Source organism: Capnocytophaga sp. oral taxon 336 str. F0502, from assembly GCF_000411575.1.
In the GTDB taxonomy this organism is placed as follows: Bacteria; Bacteroidota; Bacteroidia; order Flavobacteriales; family Flavobacteriaceae; genus Capnocytophaga; species Capnocytophaga ochracea.
Map to the genome: position 1 here is coordinate 321,249 of NZ_KE150488.1, position 14,111 is coordinate 335,359.

The 14,111-nt window shown below is 44.1% G+C and carries 9 protein-coding genes; all 9 read right to left on the reverse strand.

Going from position 1 to position 14,111, the window contains the following annotated elements; translation table 11 throughout:
• Nucleotides 1-170: 170 nt before the first annotated feature.
• Nucleotides 171-2,357, reverse strand: a complete 2,187-nt coding sequence (locus tag HMPREF1528_RS01525; protein WP_016478347.1) for a glycoside hydrolase family 97 protein — start codon at nucleotides 2,355-2,357, stop codon at nucleotides 171-173.
• A gap of 67 nt (nucleotides 2,358-2,424) precedes the next feature.
• The gene (locus tag HMPREF1528_RS01530; RefSeq protein ID WP_016478348.1) at nucleotides 2,425-4,164 is read right to left on the reverse strand and encodes a glycoside hydrolase family 66 protein; all 1,740 of its coding nucleotides are present in this window, start codon (nucleotides 4,162-4,164) and stop codon (nucleotides 2,425-2,427) included.
• Nucleotides 4,165-4,326: 162 nt separating this feature from the next.
• Complete coding sequence (locus tag HMPREF1528_RS01535) at nucleotides 4,327-5,763, reverse strand: SusF/SusE family outer membrane protein (RefSeq protein ID WP_034567755.1); 1,437 nt, start codon at nucleotides 5,761-5,763, stop codon at nucleotides 4,327-4,329.
• 136 nt (nucleotides 5,764-5,899) lie between these two features.
• Nucleotides 5,900-7,384, reverse strand: coding sequence for a RagB/SusD family nutrient uptake outer membrane protein (locus HMPREF1528_RS01540; RefSeq protein WP_016478350.1), 1,485 nt, complete (start codon nucleotides 7,382-7,384; stop codon nucleotides 5,900-5,902).
• Nucleotides 7,385-7,621: 237 nt separating this feature from the next.
• Nucleotides 7,622-10,660: a SusC/RagA family TonB-linked outer membrane protein gene (locus HMPREF1528_RS01545; protein WP_016478351.1), complete on the reverse strand. Its 3,039-nt coding sequence runs from the start codon at nucleotides 10,658-10,660 to the stop codon at nucleotides 7,622-7,624.
• A gap of 491 nt (nucleotides 10,661-11,151) precedes the next feature.
• On the reverse strand, nucleotides 11,152-11,679 hold the full coding sequence (locus HMPREF1528_RS01550) for a Crp/Fnr family transcriptional regulator (RefSeq protein ID WP_016478352.1): 528 nt from the start codon (nucleotides 11,677-11,679) through the stop codon (nucleotides 11,152-11,154).
• Entirely contained in the window at nucleotides 11,676-12,350 is a 675-nt protein-coding gene (locus HMPREF1528_RS01555) for an L-2-amino-thiazoline-4-carboxylic acid hydrolase (RefSeq protein ID WP_016478353.1), read from the reverse strand. Before HMPREF1528_RS01555 ends, HMPREF1528_RS01550 begins: the two co-directional genes overlap by 4 nt.
• Nucleotides 12,351-12,425: 75 nt before the next feature.
• Nucleotides 12,426-12,986, reverse strand: a complete 561-nt coding sequence (locus HMPREF1528_RS01560) for a Crp/Fnr family transcriptional regulator (RefSeq protein WP_034567757.1) — start codon at nucleotides 12,984-12,986, stop codon at nucleotides 12,426-12,428.
• Between the two features lie 205 nt (nucleotides 12,987-13,191).
• Nucleotides 13,192-14,094 (reverse strand): DUF3078 domain-containing protein, encoded by a 903-nt coding sequence (locus HMPREF1528_RS01565; RefSeq protein ID WP_016478355.1) that lies wholly within the window; start codon nucleotides 14,092-14,094, stop codon nucleotides 13,192-13,194.
• Between the last annotated feature and the right edge of the window lie 17 nt (nucleotides 14,095-14,111).

Sequence of the window (14,111 nt, forward strand, 5' to 3'; positions counted from 1 at the left end):
TTGCATCGCTATACTTTGTCAAAGTTTTTGCCTGTGTGGCTCACACCTTTGGCAAAGTTGATTATGATAATCAATTGCTTTTAGTTACATTGTAGGGGCGATTTGCAAATCGCCTTCACAAAACAAAACTTTTCGGACAGATTTCTATTTCACTATTATTACTGTAATTGCTATCGTTTTTTTAATCCTTTGGCTTGTGTCTTATCGGTGAGGGGGTACAAGCTAATGGCATAACCCCCGCCTGCTACTGAGTGCAGGGTGAGTTTGCTCTTGTTGGTTACCAATACTTTTTGAATGGTATAGGCTTGGGGATTGGTTTGATAGTTGGCATCTTTGGCATCGGCGTAGATAGTGGCTACATAAGTAGTTTTGGGTTCTAAGAAACTGAAATGAATCTTGGAGGTAAAATCCTTGCCAGCTGTATTGCCTACAAACCAATTGCGAGTGCCTTTGGCTTTGCGCGCCACAGTGATATAAGCCCCTGGTTCGGCTTCTAAATAGTGGCTTTCGCTCCAATCGAGGGCAACCTCTTTGATAAACTGAAACGCATCGGGAAAACGGCGGTAGTTCTCTGGAAGGTCAGATGCCATTTGCAGCGGACTGCTCATCGTTACATACAATGCCAATTGGTTTGCCAAAGTAGCATTGCAGTGTGAATGATTGTTAGGATTGTTCTTGCTGATGTCCATTTCAAACACCCCAGGGGTATAGTCCATTGGTCCGCCAATAAGTCGGGTGAAGGGCAACACGCACACGTGATTGGGCTTGCTTCCGCCAAAGGCTTGGTACTCACCTCCGCGCGCCGATTCGTTGCCTATGAGGTTAGGATAGGTACGACACAAACCCGTAGGGCGCACAGCCTCGTGAGCATTCAGCATAATGCGGTAGTCGGCAGCTTTTTTAATAGCATAAAGGTAGTGATTGTTCACCCACTGACTGTAATGGTTTTCGCCTCGCGGAATGATATTCCCTACATAACCGCTTTTTACGGCAGGGTATTCGTATTTGTTCATCAGCTGATAGGCTTTATCCATAAAACGCTCGTAGTTGCGGATAGACGAGGAGGTTTCGTGGTGCATAATCATCTTAATTCCCTTGCTTTTGGCGTATTGGTGAATAGCTTCGATATCAAAATCGGGGTAAGGTGTTTGGAAGTCGAATACCAAATCTTTGGAATGTCCAAACCAATCTTCCCATCCTATGTTCCAACCTTCTACAAGTACGCCATCAAAACCATTTTCGGCGGCAAAGTCGATGTATTTCTTCACATTTTCGGTAGTAGCCCCGTGCTTGCCGTGGGGTTTGAGGGTAGTGTAATCGGTTTTACCGATATGCACACTGGGTACATCGTAAGTATACGACCATTCTTTCATACCGGTAATCATTTCCCACCATACTCCTACGTACTTCATCGGGTGAATCCACGAAGTATCAGCCAAAGCGCAAGGTTCGTTGAGGTTGAGGGTGATATCCGAAGCTAAAATATCGCGGGCATCGTTGCTAACAATTACCGTGCGCCAAGGTGTTTGGGCAGGGGTTTGCATATAACCTTTGGCACCGTTGGCATCGGGGGTAATCCACGATTGGAACACGAAGGTCTTATCGTTGAGATTGAGATGCATCGCTCCGTAGTTCACCAAAGCAGCCTCGTGCAGGTTGATGTACAAACCATCGTCAGTTTTGAGCATTAAAGCGGTTTGTACGCCCGTATCTGAAAAGCCTGTTTGTGCTAAATTCGCCTGACGTCCTTTTTGGTTGATAGCGCGTATTTCGGAGAGGCGTGACTGCTGATAGTCGTACTCTTGGGTATCGTAATCGCCGGGTATCCACCACGCTCGGTGATCACCCGTCATTGCAAACTCGGAGCGTTCTTCTTTAATCACAAAGTAAGGCATTTGCTTTTGTTCGGGGAACTCATAGCGGAAGCCTAAGCCGTCGTCAAACAGTCTAAAACGCAGGTTCATTTCTCGGTGGGTATCCTTCTGTTTGAGGCTCACCAATAGTTCGTTGTAGTGGTTGCGAATGTTTTGGCTTTCGCCCCATACGGGTTGCCAAGTTTCATCAACGGTTGTATTTTGAGTATTCACCACTTCAAAGTTATGGTAGAGAGAGGTGTTTGCTCCCTCTTTTTTGGTGATTTCAGCGCCAAATTTCACTTCATTGGAGCTAAATAGTTCAATACCTAATCTACTCGGTTTAACCACTTCTTTTCCCTTGTAAAAAAGCGAATAGGTAGGAGTGCCTTCCGCGTTGAGCGAAAAAGAGAGTTTCAGTGCTTTGTTAGGCGAAAATAACTCCTGCGCTACTGCTGTAGCACAGGAGAGGATAGTTATTGTTATGAAAGTAAGAAATCTCATAAATTAGCAAATTTATTAATTAGCAAATTAGCAAATTTTCTCATTTGCTAATCTGCTAATTTTTTCATTAATACTCTATCACCACCATATCCCAATAGCTGAGGGAGGGGAGGGTGAAGGTAATTTGGTTGTTGTTATAGGTAAATTCTACGGCACGAGGAGCACCGCCAAAGAGGTCGGGGCTGGCGAACCACACTTTTTTGGGTTGTGCGGTTACAGCAACGGTAGTTTTAAGATCGGTTACTGTAGTAGGTTTCTTTTGAGTACCGTTGGTATCACGCCAGTCCATAGAGGTTACCCCGTTGAAATTGATAAGATGCACTATATCCTTGCCGTTCACGGTTTTGGTGAGAGCCGCCACTTTATCCTTTGCAGCAGGCCAAGCTACTATTGTAGCATTTTCGGCAGTTACCTGCGTTGAGGTATAGCTACCGCCATCGCGCAAGAGGTTTTGGTAAGCTACCAAGAAATCGTAGTAGGTGATGAGCGCTTTTTTGAGGTCGGCTTTCATTTGAAGGTTTTTGTTAGGGAAATACTCATTAGCGAGGTAGTGTTCGCCTATCTCTAAATGAGCCCCTCCAAAAGCAAAAATCACGGCATTGGCGAGCAATACGCCAGGTTCGTTTACAAAACCTGCATTTTTAGATTTTTCATAATCCATATAGGCAGCCAACACGGTTTTGAGTTGGTTGTTGCTACGATTGTAGTTGTCGAGGATAATTTTTGCCAATTGGTCGTAGGTTTTTTCGTCCCATACTTCGGTATAAAGAAAATCCACTTTATTGGTACCTGCAATTTCGGTTTGACCGTATTGCCCTACCGCGTTCATCACAAGGCGTTTATCAGGGTGTGCGCTTTTCATCGCATTGATAAACGAAGCGTACTGAGGCAAGAGGTCTACACTATTGCCATTGTAATCGTATACCGTGCCACGCCCTCCGAGTTGGTCGATATGATAGCCATCGAAACCAAAAACGGCATAGACATCGCTGTTACGTCCTGCTAAGTAGTTTTGCCAGTGCGCATTACCAGGGTTGGTGAGGTAGATACTACTGCGAGCAAAGTCGCCTAATAGGTGTGCATCTTTCTCTTTGTGCTGGTTATCTTTGTAGAGAAACCACTCTTTGGAAACACCATCGGCTTCCGCATTTTTGAGCGCCCCAAAAGCCAAATTGTAGAACATCGCTTTCATACCCTTGCTATGAGCAGCACTGATATAGCCACGTACGGTAGATAGGAAAGTGGGACGTTTGAAGAGGTCTGGCCACTCATTAGCAGGGTTTTGAGAGGTGCCAGCCAGCGGTTTGTGATGGTCGTACATCCAATCGTAGAACTGGATGCCATTGATGTGACAGCGATTCATAAAGTTGATATTCTTCTCGATAGGTTCGTTTTTGCCGTAAGAGGACAAGAAGCCGTAGCGAGGGAATTTTGTCCAATCGGAAGATACATCCACAGCGATACTGCCATAAGTATTTTGTTTACCGCCTGCTTCTTGGTAGATTTCCACCAAATAACCTCGATAGTCATCGGCAGGGGTTACCCATTGCCAAGAGGTGGAGGTAAGAGGTTCTTCTTTAATGATTTCGCCTAAGTGAGAGTAGCGCACTTTGTAGGAACCAGAAGGCATACTCGCCAAGGTGAAGTGCACCGTGCTACCAGGGGTATAGACCGCCTTATCGGTGCTGATATCTATTTTCAAATAAGTTTCGCCATAAGTAATAGGGTTATTGCTCGGCGTATCGTTCTTCTCGCAAGAGAAGAGGCTGAGCGTAGTGGCGAAGAATAAAGTATATAAAACTTTCATTTTCAATTAATGATTATGCCTCTCTCCCGTTCCCTCTCTCCCAAGGAGAGAGGGGCAATCCGCAGATGCGAACGGAAAGGAGGGTTGTTTAACACGTATAAAGATGTTTTGTTCTTGAACTCTCTTAAACTCCCTCCCCTTGGGGGAGGGCTGGGGAGGGGACTATTGCTTTTTGATTATCACCTTTTGGGTAAGTTGGTTGAGGGAGATTTTGTAGGTGCCCGCCTCGCTGATTTTCCACTTGTTATCGGGGTTAGAGCCGTGGGCGCTGAAAATCATCGGTTCTTCCACACCGGCGGGAGCTTTATCAGCTTTAGCAGCCAAGAACCAGTCGCCACCCCAATCGCTTTTCTTGTCGCAAGAGAATTTGAGTTCGCCCGCTTTCAAGTCGCCTTCCCACGTAAAGACATTAGGATTGCTGTTATCGACAGTCATTGCAATAGGATTGTTGATATCCCAACCAGCATCGGTAGCGCTACCAATCATATACATTCCTGTATAAGGAGTGAAAGGCACAATGTCAATCTTCATCGTACGGGTGTTGAGCGTAATCTTGTAAGTACCTGCTGCAATTTTCCATTTGTTATCGGGGTCGCCTGCCCATTTCTTCACAGGGAGGTCGCTACCCTCAGCAGTATTATTTTCTTTAGGACGGAAGAAAACTGCTAACCAATCGCCTTCTTTAGTGCCTATTTTGAACTCACCCCCATTGCCTAAATCGGCGTTGTAGTGGAACACAAATGGGTCGGCAGGGTCTATGGTCATTTTCTTAAAGCTCCAACCGGTAGGTTCACCTACGAACCACAACTCGGTATATTCAGGCGCTTCGCCCTTGGTGATGCTTATGGTGAGGTTGATAAGGTTCACTTTCACGGTATAGACACCACTTTCGGCAATTGTAAATTTCTCATCGCTCGTATCGGCATCGGTTTTGCGGAAGTGCAACTCACTATTATTACTGCCTTTGCCATACGATGGTATAAACTGACCTTTGGTAGTGATGAACTTGATTTCGCCAGCAGACAATCGTCCTGACCACGCAAAGGCTTTAGGAGTACCCTCAACGGGTTTCATCTCTTCGGCTTGATCGGCACTCCAACCGTGAGGAGCGGCACTACCGATGATATACAACGTATTACTGATAGGGGTATGCGTTTTGAAAACCACCGTCTTCACATTGGTATGTTGTTTCATTCCCTCGCCAGAGGCTACTTGAGCAATGATGCGTACTTCCATCGTAACTTCGGTGTCTGCCGCAACCTTGAAAGTATTGAGCAAGAGGTTGTTGAGTTCCTCGTTTTTATACACTCTCTCATAGGCTTCACGACCTACATTCTCGCTGATACCTCCCGCAAAGTTGTTGCCTTGCACATCCATTTGGAAGGTATAGGTGATAGCGGCATTGGTGCCGTGATTGGAAGCCGCCGTCCAAGTGAACTTGATCGCTTCTTGTTCGGGGTTGGCAGCATCTAAGGCGACATTTTCTTTAGGAGCTTTCAATTCAAAGGGTTTTTCCTCTTTGAAGAGCTCCATATAGTCCTCTTTTTTACATCCCATAAGGAGCAGTAAGAGGGTTAATATTAGATAGTATGGTTTCATATTAGTTTGTGTCCTCACCCCCTCTGTTCTCCCCCTCTCCGAAGGCGAGGGGGAGGGAAGCCGCAAAAGTGACAAGGGTGAAATTGTTTTTATTTGTTAATTAAGTAATTTGTTTTAATTGCCTGTGCGGCTCGCACTACCAACCAGGGTTTTGGGTGAGGTTGGGGTTGGCGTCGCGGTCTTTTTGAGGGACGGGCAAGAGCAGGTGTTTCTCGCGGGCGTTGGTTTTACCTATGGAGTGCAAGAAATTGAGTGCATACTGACCGTTGTCCCAGCGAATCATATCAAACCAGCGATGTCCTTCAAAAGCGAGTTCTATACGGCGTTCGTGACGTATTTTCTCACGCATTTGCGCTTGGGTGAGGTTCTCTATATCGGCGCGACTGGTAAGCCCTGCGCGGGTGCGCACTTTGTACAAAGGCACTTCGGCTTCGGTGGTGCGACCCAATTCGTTAAGGGCTTCCGCTTTCATTAGGAGTACATCAGCAAAGCGGAGCGCTACAAAGTTGGCAGGGTTGGTATTGAAATCGGGAGACTGACTTAGTGGCACTAAAAACTTGCGCACATTGTAGCCCGTGTTAGACATTGAAGCGCGGTATACATTTCCTTCAAAATTAGGACAACCCTCGTAGAGAATCGTCTTATCTTTGCGGAGGTCGCCCGCCTCGTATTGGTCTACAAACTCTTGTGTAGGCTGATTCCACCCATAAGCACCACCTACCCAACCGCTGTTGCGAGGACCCATAAAGGTACTGAGCCAAGAGGCTTGGTTTTCTTCGCCCCAGAAATCGTCTTTGGTAAGTCCGTAATACTGAATTTCAAAGATAGACTCGGCAGTGTTTTTGTTGCGTTCGGCAGCGCCAAAACAATCGGAATAATCAGGATTAAGGGTATAACCGAGGTTTTCGACAGCGTTGCACATTTCAAGAGCTTCGCTATATCTGCCCAAAGTGAGGTATACTTTGGCAAGCATACCCGCTGCAGCACCTTTGGTTGCGCGACCTTTATCGGCATTGCTATATTGCTCGCGTGTGGGCAATAGGTTGAAAGCCTCTCTGAGGTCGGGGATAATCACCTCGTTGTATATCTTCATTTTGCTTTGACGGAAAGGCGTTTTGTTAGTCAAACTCTCTTTAGGGTCGAGCTGAAGAGGCACATCGCCAAAGAGTTGCACCAAAAGGAAATAGTAGTGCGCGCGGAGGAATTTGGCTTCACCGATACAGCGGTTTTTGATATCCTCAGGGATATTGGCAGAAGGCAAAGCCTTTAGAGCTGTATTGCAATAGAGAATACCAGGGTTACAACCGCGCCATATTTCGAGCGCCAAAGGGTTATCGGCAGTTGCGTTGAAGTTGGAAAGAGTGATAGTTTCGAGTCCGTCGTTACCACCTCCAGCGCCTACGATGCTGTTGCCTGCTACGATGTCGAGCGTCCAGAGGCGCATATTGTAGAGGTTAGAGCGTTGCAAGGGTTTATAAGCCGAATTGGTAAGGGCAATTGCCGATGCCGCATCGCTTATGTTTTCAGCACTTGAATCTTCATAAGGGGTCTTGTCCAAAAACTTAGAACAAGCCGTGAAGAGCGGAAATGCTAATAGGGTGATGTATAATATCTTTTTCATAGTATTGATCCTCATCCCCGTTCCCCCTCTCCCAAGGAGAGGGGGGCAAGCCACAAAGGCTGCATAGGGGTAAAATTGTTTTATGGTTTATAATTGTGTTTTTATTGCTATCACCCGTTTCCCACATACTCCGCTTTCGCGGACTTTTCAAAGAGAAGGAAACAATCTCCAAAGATAATAAGTAAGAATTAAATACTCACTTCTTCAGATTGTCCCCCTTCGGGGGAACGGGGGTTATTAAAACTGCACGTTTAATCCAAAGCTAACTGTGCGGGTTACAGGGTAAGTACCGCCATCAACGCCACCAGTGCCTACTTCGGGATCCATACCGCTGTATTTGGTGAACGTATAGAGATTTTGGCAAGACAGATATATGCGCAACATATCGGTGTGGAATTTTTGAGTAACCTCTTTAGGAAGTGTATACCCCAAAGTTACGTTTTTGATGCGCAAATACGAACCGTCTTCTACAAAGCGGGTAGAGTGACGCGCATTTTGGTTGGGGTCGCCATAGATAGCACGCGGAATGCTATTGCTAGTGCCCTCGCCAGTCCAACGGTCTTTTACTTTGGCAATTTGGTTTTGTGGCACCGACATTCCCTCTTGCCATATACGATTAGCATTGTAGATATCGTTGCCTGCTACGCCTTGTAAAAATATTTGTAAATCGATGTTTTTGTAGTTGAAGTTGTTGTTCATAGAGAACGTCCATTCAGGGAATGGATTACCGATATAAGTACGGTCTTCGGCATTGATGACCCCGTCGTTGTTGAGGTCGCGGAACTTCACATCACCAGGGGCGGTACCGTTTTCCACTTGGGTAGCATAGTTGTCTACCTCAGCTTGGTTTTTGAAAAGTCCATTCATTACATAGCCATAGAAAGAATTTACAGGGTGCCCCTCGGAGAGGATTTGCAATTTGGTGAGGAACGCTTCAAAACCAGTGAACAAAGGCACCCCATCGTTCATCTTCACAATTTTGTTGCGGTTGAACGATACGTTTACATCAGTATTCCATTGGAAATCTTTTTTATTCACATTCACTGATGACACCGTGAGCTCTACCCCTTTGTTTTCCACTTTACCAGCATTGATGCTCGGCACGTTGATATCCGAATAACCAGAACTTACCGATACCGCCATTGGCACCAACATATCACTGGTGTTTTTGATATAAGCATCGAAAGTGAGATTCAAGCGGTTTTTGAGTAGTGCAAGGTCAATACCCCCGTTGAATTGCTCTACCGTTTCCCATTTCACATTAGGGTTAGGCATCACGTGAGGATAGAGAGTAGAAACCAAATTGTTGTTGAATACATATTGCCCTGTGCGCAATTTGGTGAAATAAGCATAGTTATCAATACCGCCTTGGTTACCAGTCATACCGTAACCCACGCGCAATTTCACATCGTTTACATAGTCGTTTTTAGGGAAGAAAGATTCATTTGAAGCACGCCACGCCAATGAGAAAGAAGGGAAAGTACCCCAGCGGTTTTCTTTGGAGAAACGCGAAGAACCATCGCGACGCACCGTAGCAGTGAGCAAGTACTTATCGGCATAGGTATAGTTGAGTCGCCCGATGAAAGAGAGGATAGCCCAATCGTTCATTGTGCCACCTACCGTAGGGTTTTCCAAGCCTTTGCTGAGTTGGTTTTGCTGGTCGCTCAAGAAGTTGCTCACACTCGCGTTGATTTTGCTATACACGTTGTTTTGCGCACTGGTGCCCACCATCACATTGAGGAAGTGCTTTTGGGCAAAAGTATTGGTATAAGTGAGTGTGTTATCCCAAAGGAGGGTAGTGCTCTTGTTAGCATCTTGGTAGAGGTTAGAGAGCGGATTAGGTATTGGTTTCCAGTTGTATTTAGGGGAGAAACTGCGGTTGTCCCAATATTTAAAATCGAGCCCTCCAGTGGTTTTGAATACCAAATGTTTCACAGGAGTAATTTCGGCAAAAATATTCCCCAAAATGTTATAGCCTTTGGTAGTGTTTTGTCCGTTGATAAGGGCAGTACCTATCACGTTGCGGATATCGCTGTACTGGTGAGCAGGCGAATCAGGACCTGAGTAGCTACCGTCTTCATTGTAAATAGGTTGTGTAGGCAAAGAAGCCATCGCCATACGGATGTTGTAGTCGCCAGATTTCTTTTCGTCGTGGCTGAGGGTGAGGTTGTTGCCAAACTTAATCCACGGTTTTACGCGCGACTCGCCATTGAACTGCACTGTATAACGGCGGTAAGAAGTGTTGAGGATAATCCCATCTTGGTCGAACACACCTCCTGATACGTAGTAATTGCTCTTGTCGTTACCGCCTGAGTATGAAAGCGAATAGTTGCGCATAAAAGCAGGACGGAAAAGCGCTTTGAGCCAGTTGGTGCCTTCCCCCCAGTCCTCAGGATTGGCAAAATCAGGGCGTTGTGTAAGCGGACTCACCCCAGGGGTGCGGTTGTAGTTGGCAATCATTTCGTTGTGAAAAGAAGCAAACTCGCGCGCGTTGAGCATCACGGGTAAGTTGGTAGCTTGTTGAAGGGCTACATTGGTGCTGAACGATAGTTTGCCGTCGCCATTTTTTCCTTTTTTGGTAGTGATGAGCACCACCCCATTGGCACCACGAGAACCGTAAATCGCTGTTGCCGAAGCATCTTTCAGCACATCGATATTTTCTATATCATCTACGTTGAGCGCGTTGATACCGAGGTCGGTAGGTACCCCATCAATAACGAGTAGCGGTTCGCTGTTGTTAATTGTGCTGATACCGCGAATGCGAAACGACACGTTGTCACCAGGTTTTCCCGCCGAGGTTACTTGCACCCCAGCAGCACGCCCTTGGAGTGCTTCCCCAGCGTTAGCAATAGGTTTCTCCTTGAGGGCTTTGTTAGACACTGAAGAGACAGCCCCCGTAAGGTCTTTCTTGCGGACGGTACCATAACCTACCACCACCACTTCGTCTAGCTGCTCTTGTTCTTCTTTGAGCACGATAGTGAGTTGGTTTTGGTTGCCTACCGCTACATTTTGGGTGTGATACCCTATAAACGAAACTGATAGCGTGGCTTTAGCAGGTACTTCTATTGTGAAATTCCCATCGAAATCGGTAGTAGTACCCTTAGTAGTGCCTTTCACCACCACCGATGCCCCCAGCACGGGCTGGTGTTTTTCATCGATTACCTTTCCGCTAATCTTTTTGTTTTGGGCAGAAAGGGCGGTAGAAAGCAAGCTAAAAAGTAGTAGCAAGGCCAGCTTGCCAATACTGTTTAATAAAGTTCTTTGTTTTCCTTTCATCTTAGTTAAAAGTTAAGAGGTAAGAGTTTGTGCCTGACACCTGACACCTATCCCCTAATACCTGATTCTGCCGCAAAGATAAAACGTTAAAGATATACTAAAAACATTGGATAGTGAAAATATAGATAAGTAAAAATGTAGCTGTTTGATAAACAACAAAATAAAAAGAAAGTGGTAACGAAAAATATAGAAAGAATGTAAAAGTAATTGACAAAGAACATTTGACAAAGGATAATTTGTTATGTGTGTGTGGTACATTAAAATAACAATTCTATGAAAAAACTTATTTTTTCGGCGCTCCTTGCCACAATTTTATTCATTTTACTAGGCAAAAGAGGGTGGCAAATATTATAACGTTACCAATCCTCAAAACTAAGTAGACTTGCCGTTTGTCTTTTCAGATAATAAAACCAAGTTCACCTACAGCACACAAAGCCAAAATAGCTTAGTAACGCTATACTTTACTAAAATAAAATAACGATAATTAACCATTAAAATATTCTTTTCCTAATCCTGCTCAGCGCTTGGGGGGTAATGCCAATATAAGAAGCAATATATTTCAGCGGAATATTTTGGATAAGTTTAGGGTCTTTCTCCAATAGATTGCAGTAAATCTCTTCGGGTGATTGCAATAAAAACTGCGCCTCGCGTTGCATCTTCTCAATCAGCAGATGCTCCAAAATATCAGCTTTTATTTGTAGGTACTCTTGCTGCTCTATGAGGTGTTCAAGGTGTTCCCGCCCTATTTTATAGGCAGTAACCTCTTTCAGTGCTTGAATAGAGAAGAGGGAAGGTTCACGCTTTACAAACGAGGCATACGACATAAAAAACTGCTCAGCAAAGAGGATATCCACCGTCGTTTCCTTGTCGGTTGTGGGATTGTAGTAGAAAAAGCGCACGATGCCTTCGCTGAGGTAATAGAGCGAGTGCTCTACCTCGCCTGCACGGGTGATGAGGGCATCTTTATCGAAATGTACTTCAGTAAAATACTGACTGAGGAAATCGAGGTTTAGGGTCATTGTATGTCTTCTATTTTTTCTTCTTTTATAAACCACATTTGGCAGGTATTGCCCGTAGCAAAAGTAGTGGGTCGTGCAAAATGTAAGTTGTGTAGTTCTGTTTTAATGCCTTTTATCCAACCGCAGTCTACTTGGCATATAATTCTCTGCAAAAAAGTATGTTCAAGGGCTTTTAGTACTTCGTGAAACAAACACTTTTTAATTTGCAATACATAGCCATAATCATCGTCTATAAGGCGTTCAAAGCCAAAACTCTTGCCAAAATAAAACGCTTCTCGTGCTTTCGATATCTCCACTATCGCCTTAAAAGGGTACTCCGAAGCTGTTAAGAAAGCCTCAGTATTCTGCTCCATAAAGGGGGCTATCGGCTCATTGATAGCAAGGCACACACATTTGAAAGCCTCTTTTCCGTCCTTGCCTATCTTCACAAAAGCTTCATACAAAGCTACTACTAAAACCGCAAATTGCACATTCCCTTCGTCCAACTCATTCTTGATAAGATGAGATAGTTTTTGTAATGAGTGCTTAAAATAATCTTCAAAAGCGTTTAAAAAGTCTTCAAACAGTGCCTCATCTATCCATTGTTGGGCTTTTATATAAGCGAAAGCCTCTTTCTTTATCCACTGATAGCTATCCAGCGGACTAAAACTGTATTGTTCTTCTTGGTTCATTTTACATTTGTTTTATAAATGCAAAATTACGCACAGCAATACACAAAAAAGTTGCTATTTGGCAACTTCCTCTCTTTACTTGTAAGATTTTAGCCTGCTGATAGAGTATTTAGTCATCCCGAGCATTGTAGCAAGGTCTTTTTGTTTCACTTTTTGTATAAAGGCAGGAAAGCTGAACAAGGCTTCATATCTCTTTTTAGCCGATTGTCTTTGAAAGAGTTCAATAGTTTCCATCAGCCGTAATATTGTTTGTTGCTCATTTTGTATGAAGAACTGTTGCCACTCATAGCTATTTTGTAGAAGTGAATGCATTTGTTGTTTATGTATTTTCAGCACTTCAGTCTCTTCAATAGCTGTAATAGCATAACGAGAAGGTAAGCAATCTGTATAACTAAATTGCTCTGTAAAAAAGTAATCTTCAAAAGCTATCCAGCTCGTGTATTCCTCTCCTTCATCGTAAAAGAATATCCTAAGAGCCCCTTTGTTTACAAAGTAATAATGCTCACACACTTGTCCGAAGTCCAACAACAAGGCATCTTTAGCAACGCTCTCTTTTTGTAAAGCCTCTCTAAGCATCTGTTCCTGTATTTTTAGCTCAGGAACGGTTTTTTGTATGTATGCAATTAATTTCTCCAATTCTTCTCCTATTCAGCAATAATGTGTGAGGCAAAGGTACTACTATTTTTCTAAATACCAATCTTAGCTCTTACAAATGCTTCCTCCGAATAATCCACAACTTCTCTATAACAAAACAAAAAAGGACTACCATTAAGGTAGTCCCTTCTCTATTTTTTACTAATTGCTAACGTGCTACAACTGTGTGTGCGACTCGCACCTCACACTAAAATTTGTAGTTTACTCCTAAGCCTAATACTTCACGAATTTGGAAAGCTTTAGCAGCGTCGTCGTCGTAGATAGCTTGGAAAGTAAAGTTAGCTGATAAGTACTTGTTGATAGTCATCACAATATTTGCAGTATAATCCAAGTCTACGTTTTGTGGTTTGTCGAGATAGTTGCTATACAAGCTGAGGATATTCTCGAAAGATACATTGTCCATTACAGTAAACTTAGCATAACCGTTCAAGTAGAAACCGAGTTCATAACGAATGTTCTTTCCTTGTTCAACACCGTAGAAAGGACCTGTTTCTGTCCAACGGCTTTTAGCAGTCGTGATTTTAGAAGTTGCAGGAGCCAAGTTCACTTTTAGGTTATCGCTCTTCTTCCACAACATACCAGGACCAAATTGTAAGTATCCAGGTGAAAGCATTTGGTTTATGAGCGTACGACCTGTGTTCTCATATTTGTAACCATCGGTCATTTGTGTTTTGAAGTTCAAGAAGAATGAATAGTACCACTGTGGGTTGTTCAATTGGTAACCGAGTACTGAGTTCACCTCAAAACGGTCAGTGGTTTTTCTTGAATAGTCATCACCTTCAAGTTTAGTAATCCCGTAATCAACAAATACGTTGTTATCCCACGCCCATTTGTCTTTCTTGTAGTTAAAAGCATAGCTCACCGCAAGGCTTGCTGCTACGTTGTTAGTTCCCCCTCCTGTCCAATCGTGGTTGAAGGCGGCTTGCGAGAACATCAGTGAAGCGTTACCTCCCTTTGTCCATCGAGGAGCAGGAGCTTCCTCTGTTGGAGCTGCCGTAGGGTCTTGTGCTACACCGTCATTCGTTTGGTCTTCCTGAGCAAATACAGCTACTGAAGACAATAGTAAAGTTGAAAATAAAAGTCTTTTCATAAGTGATTTATTTATAA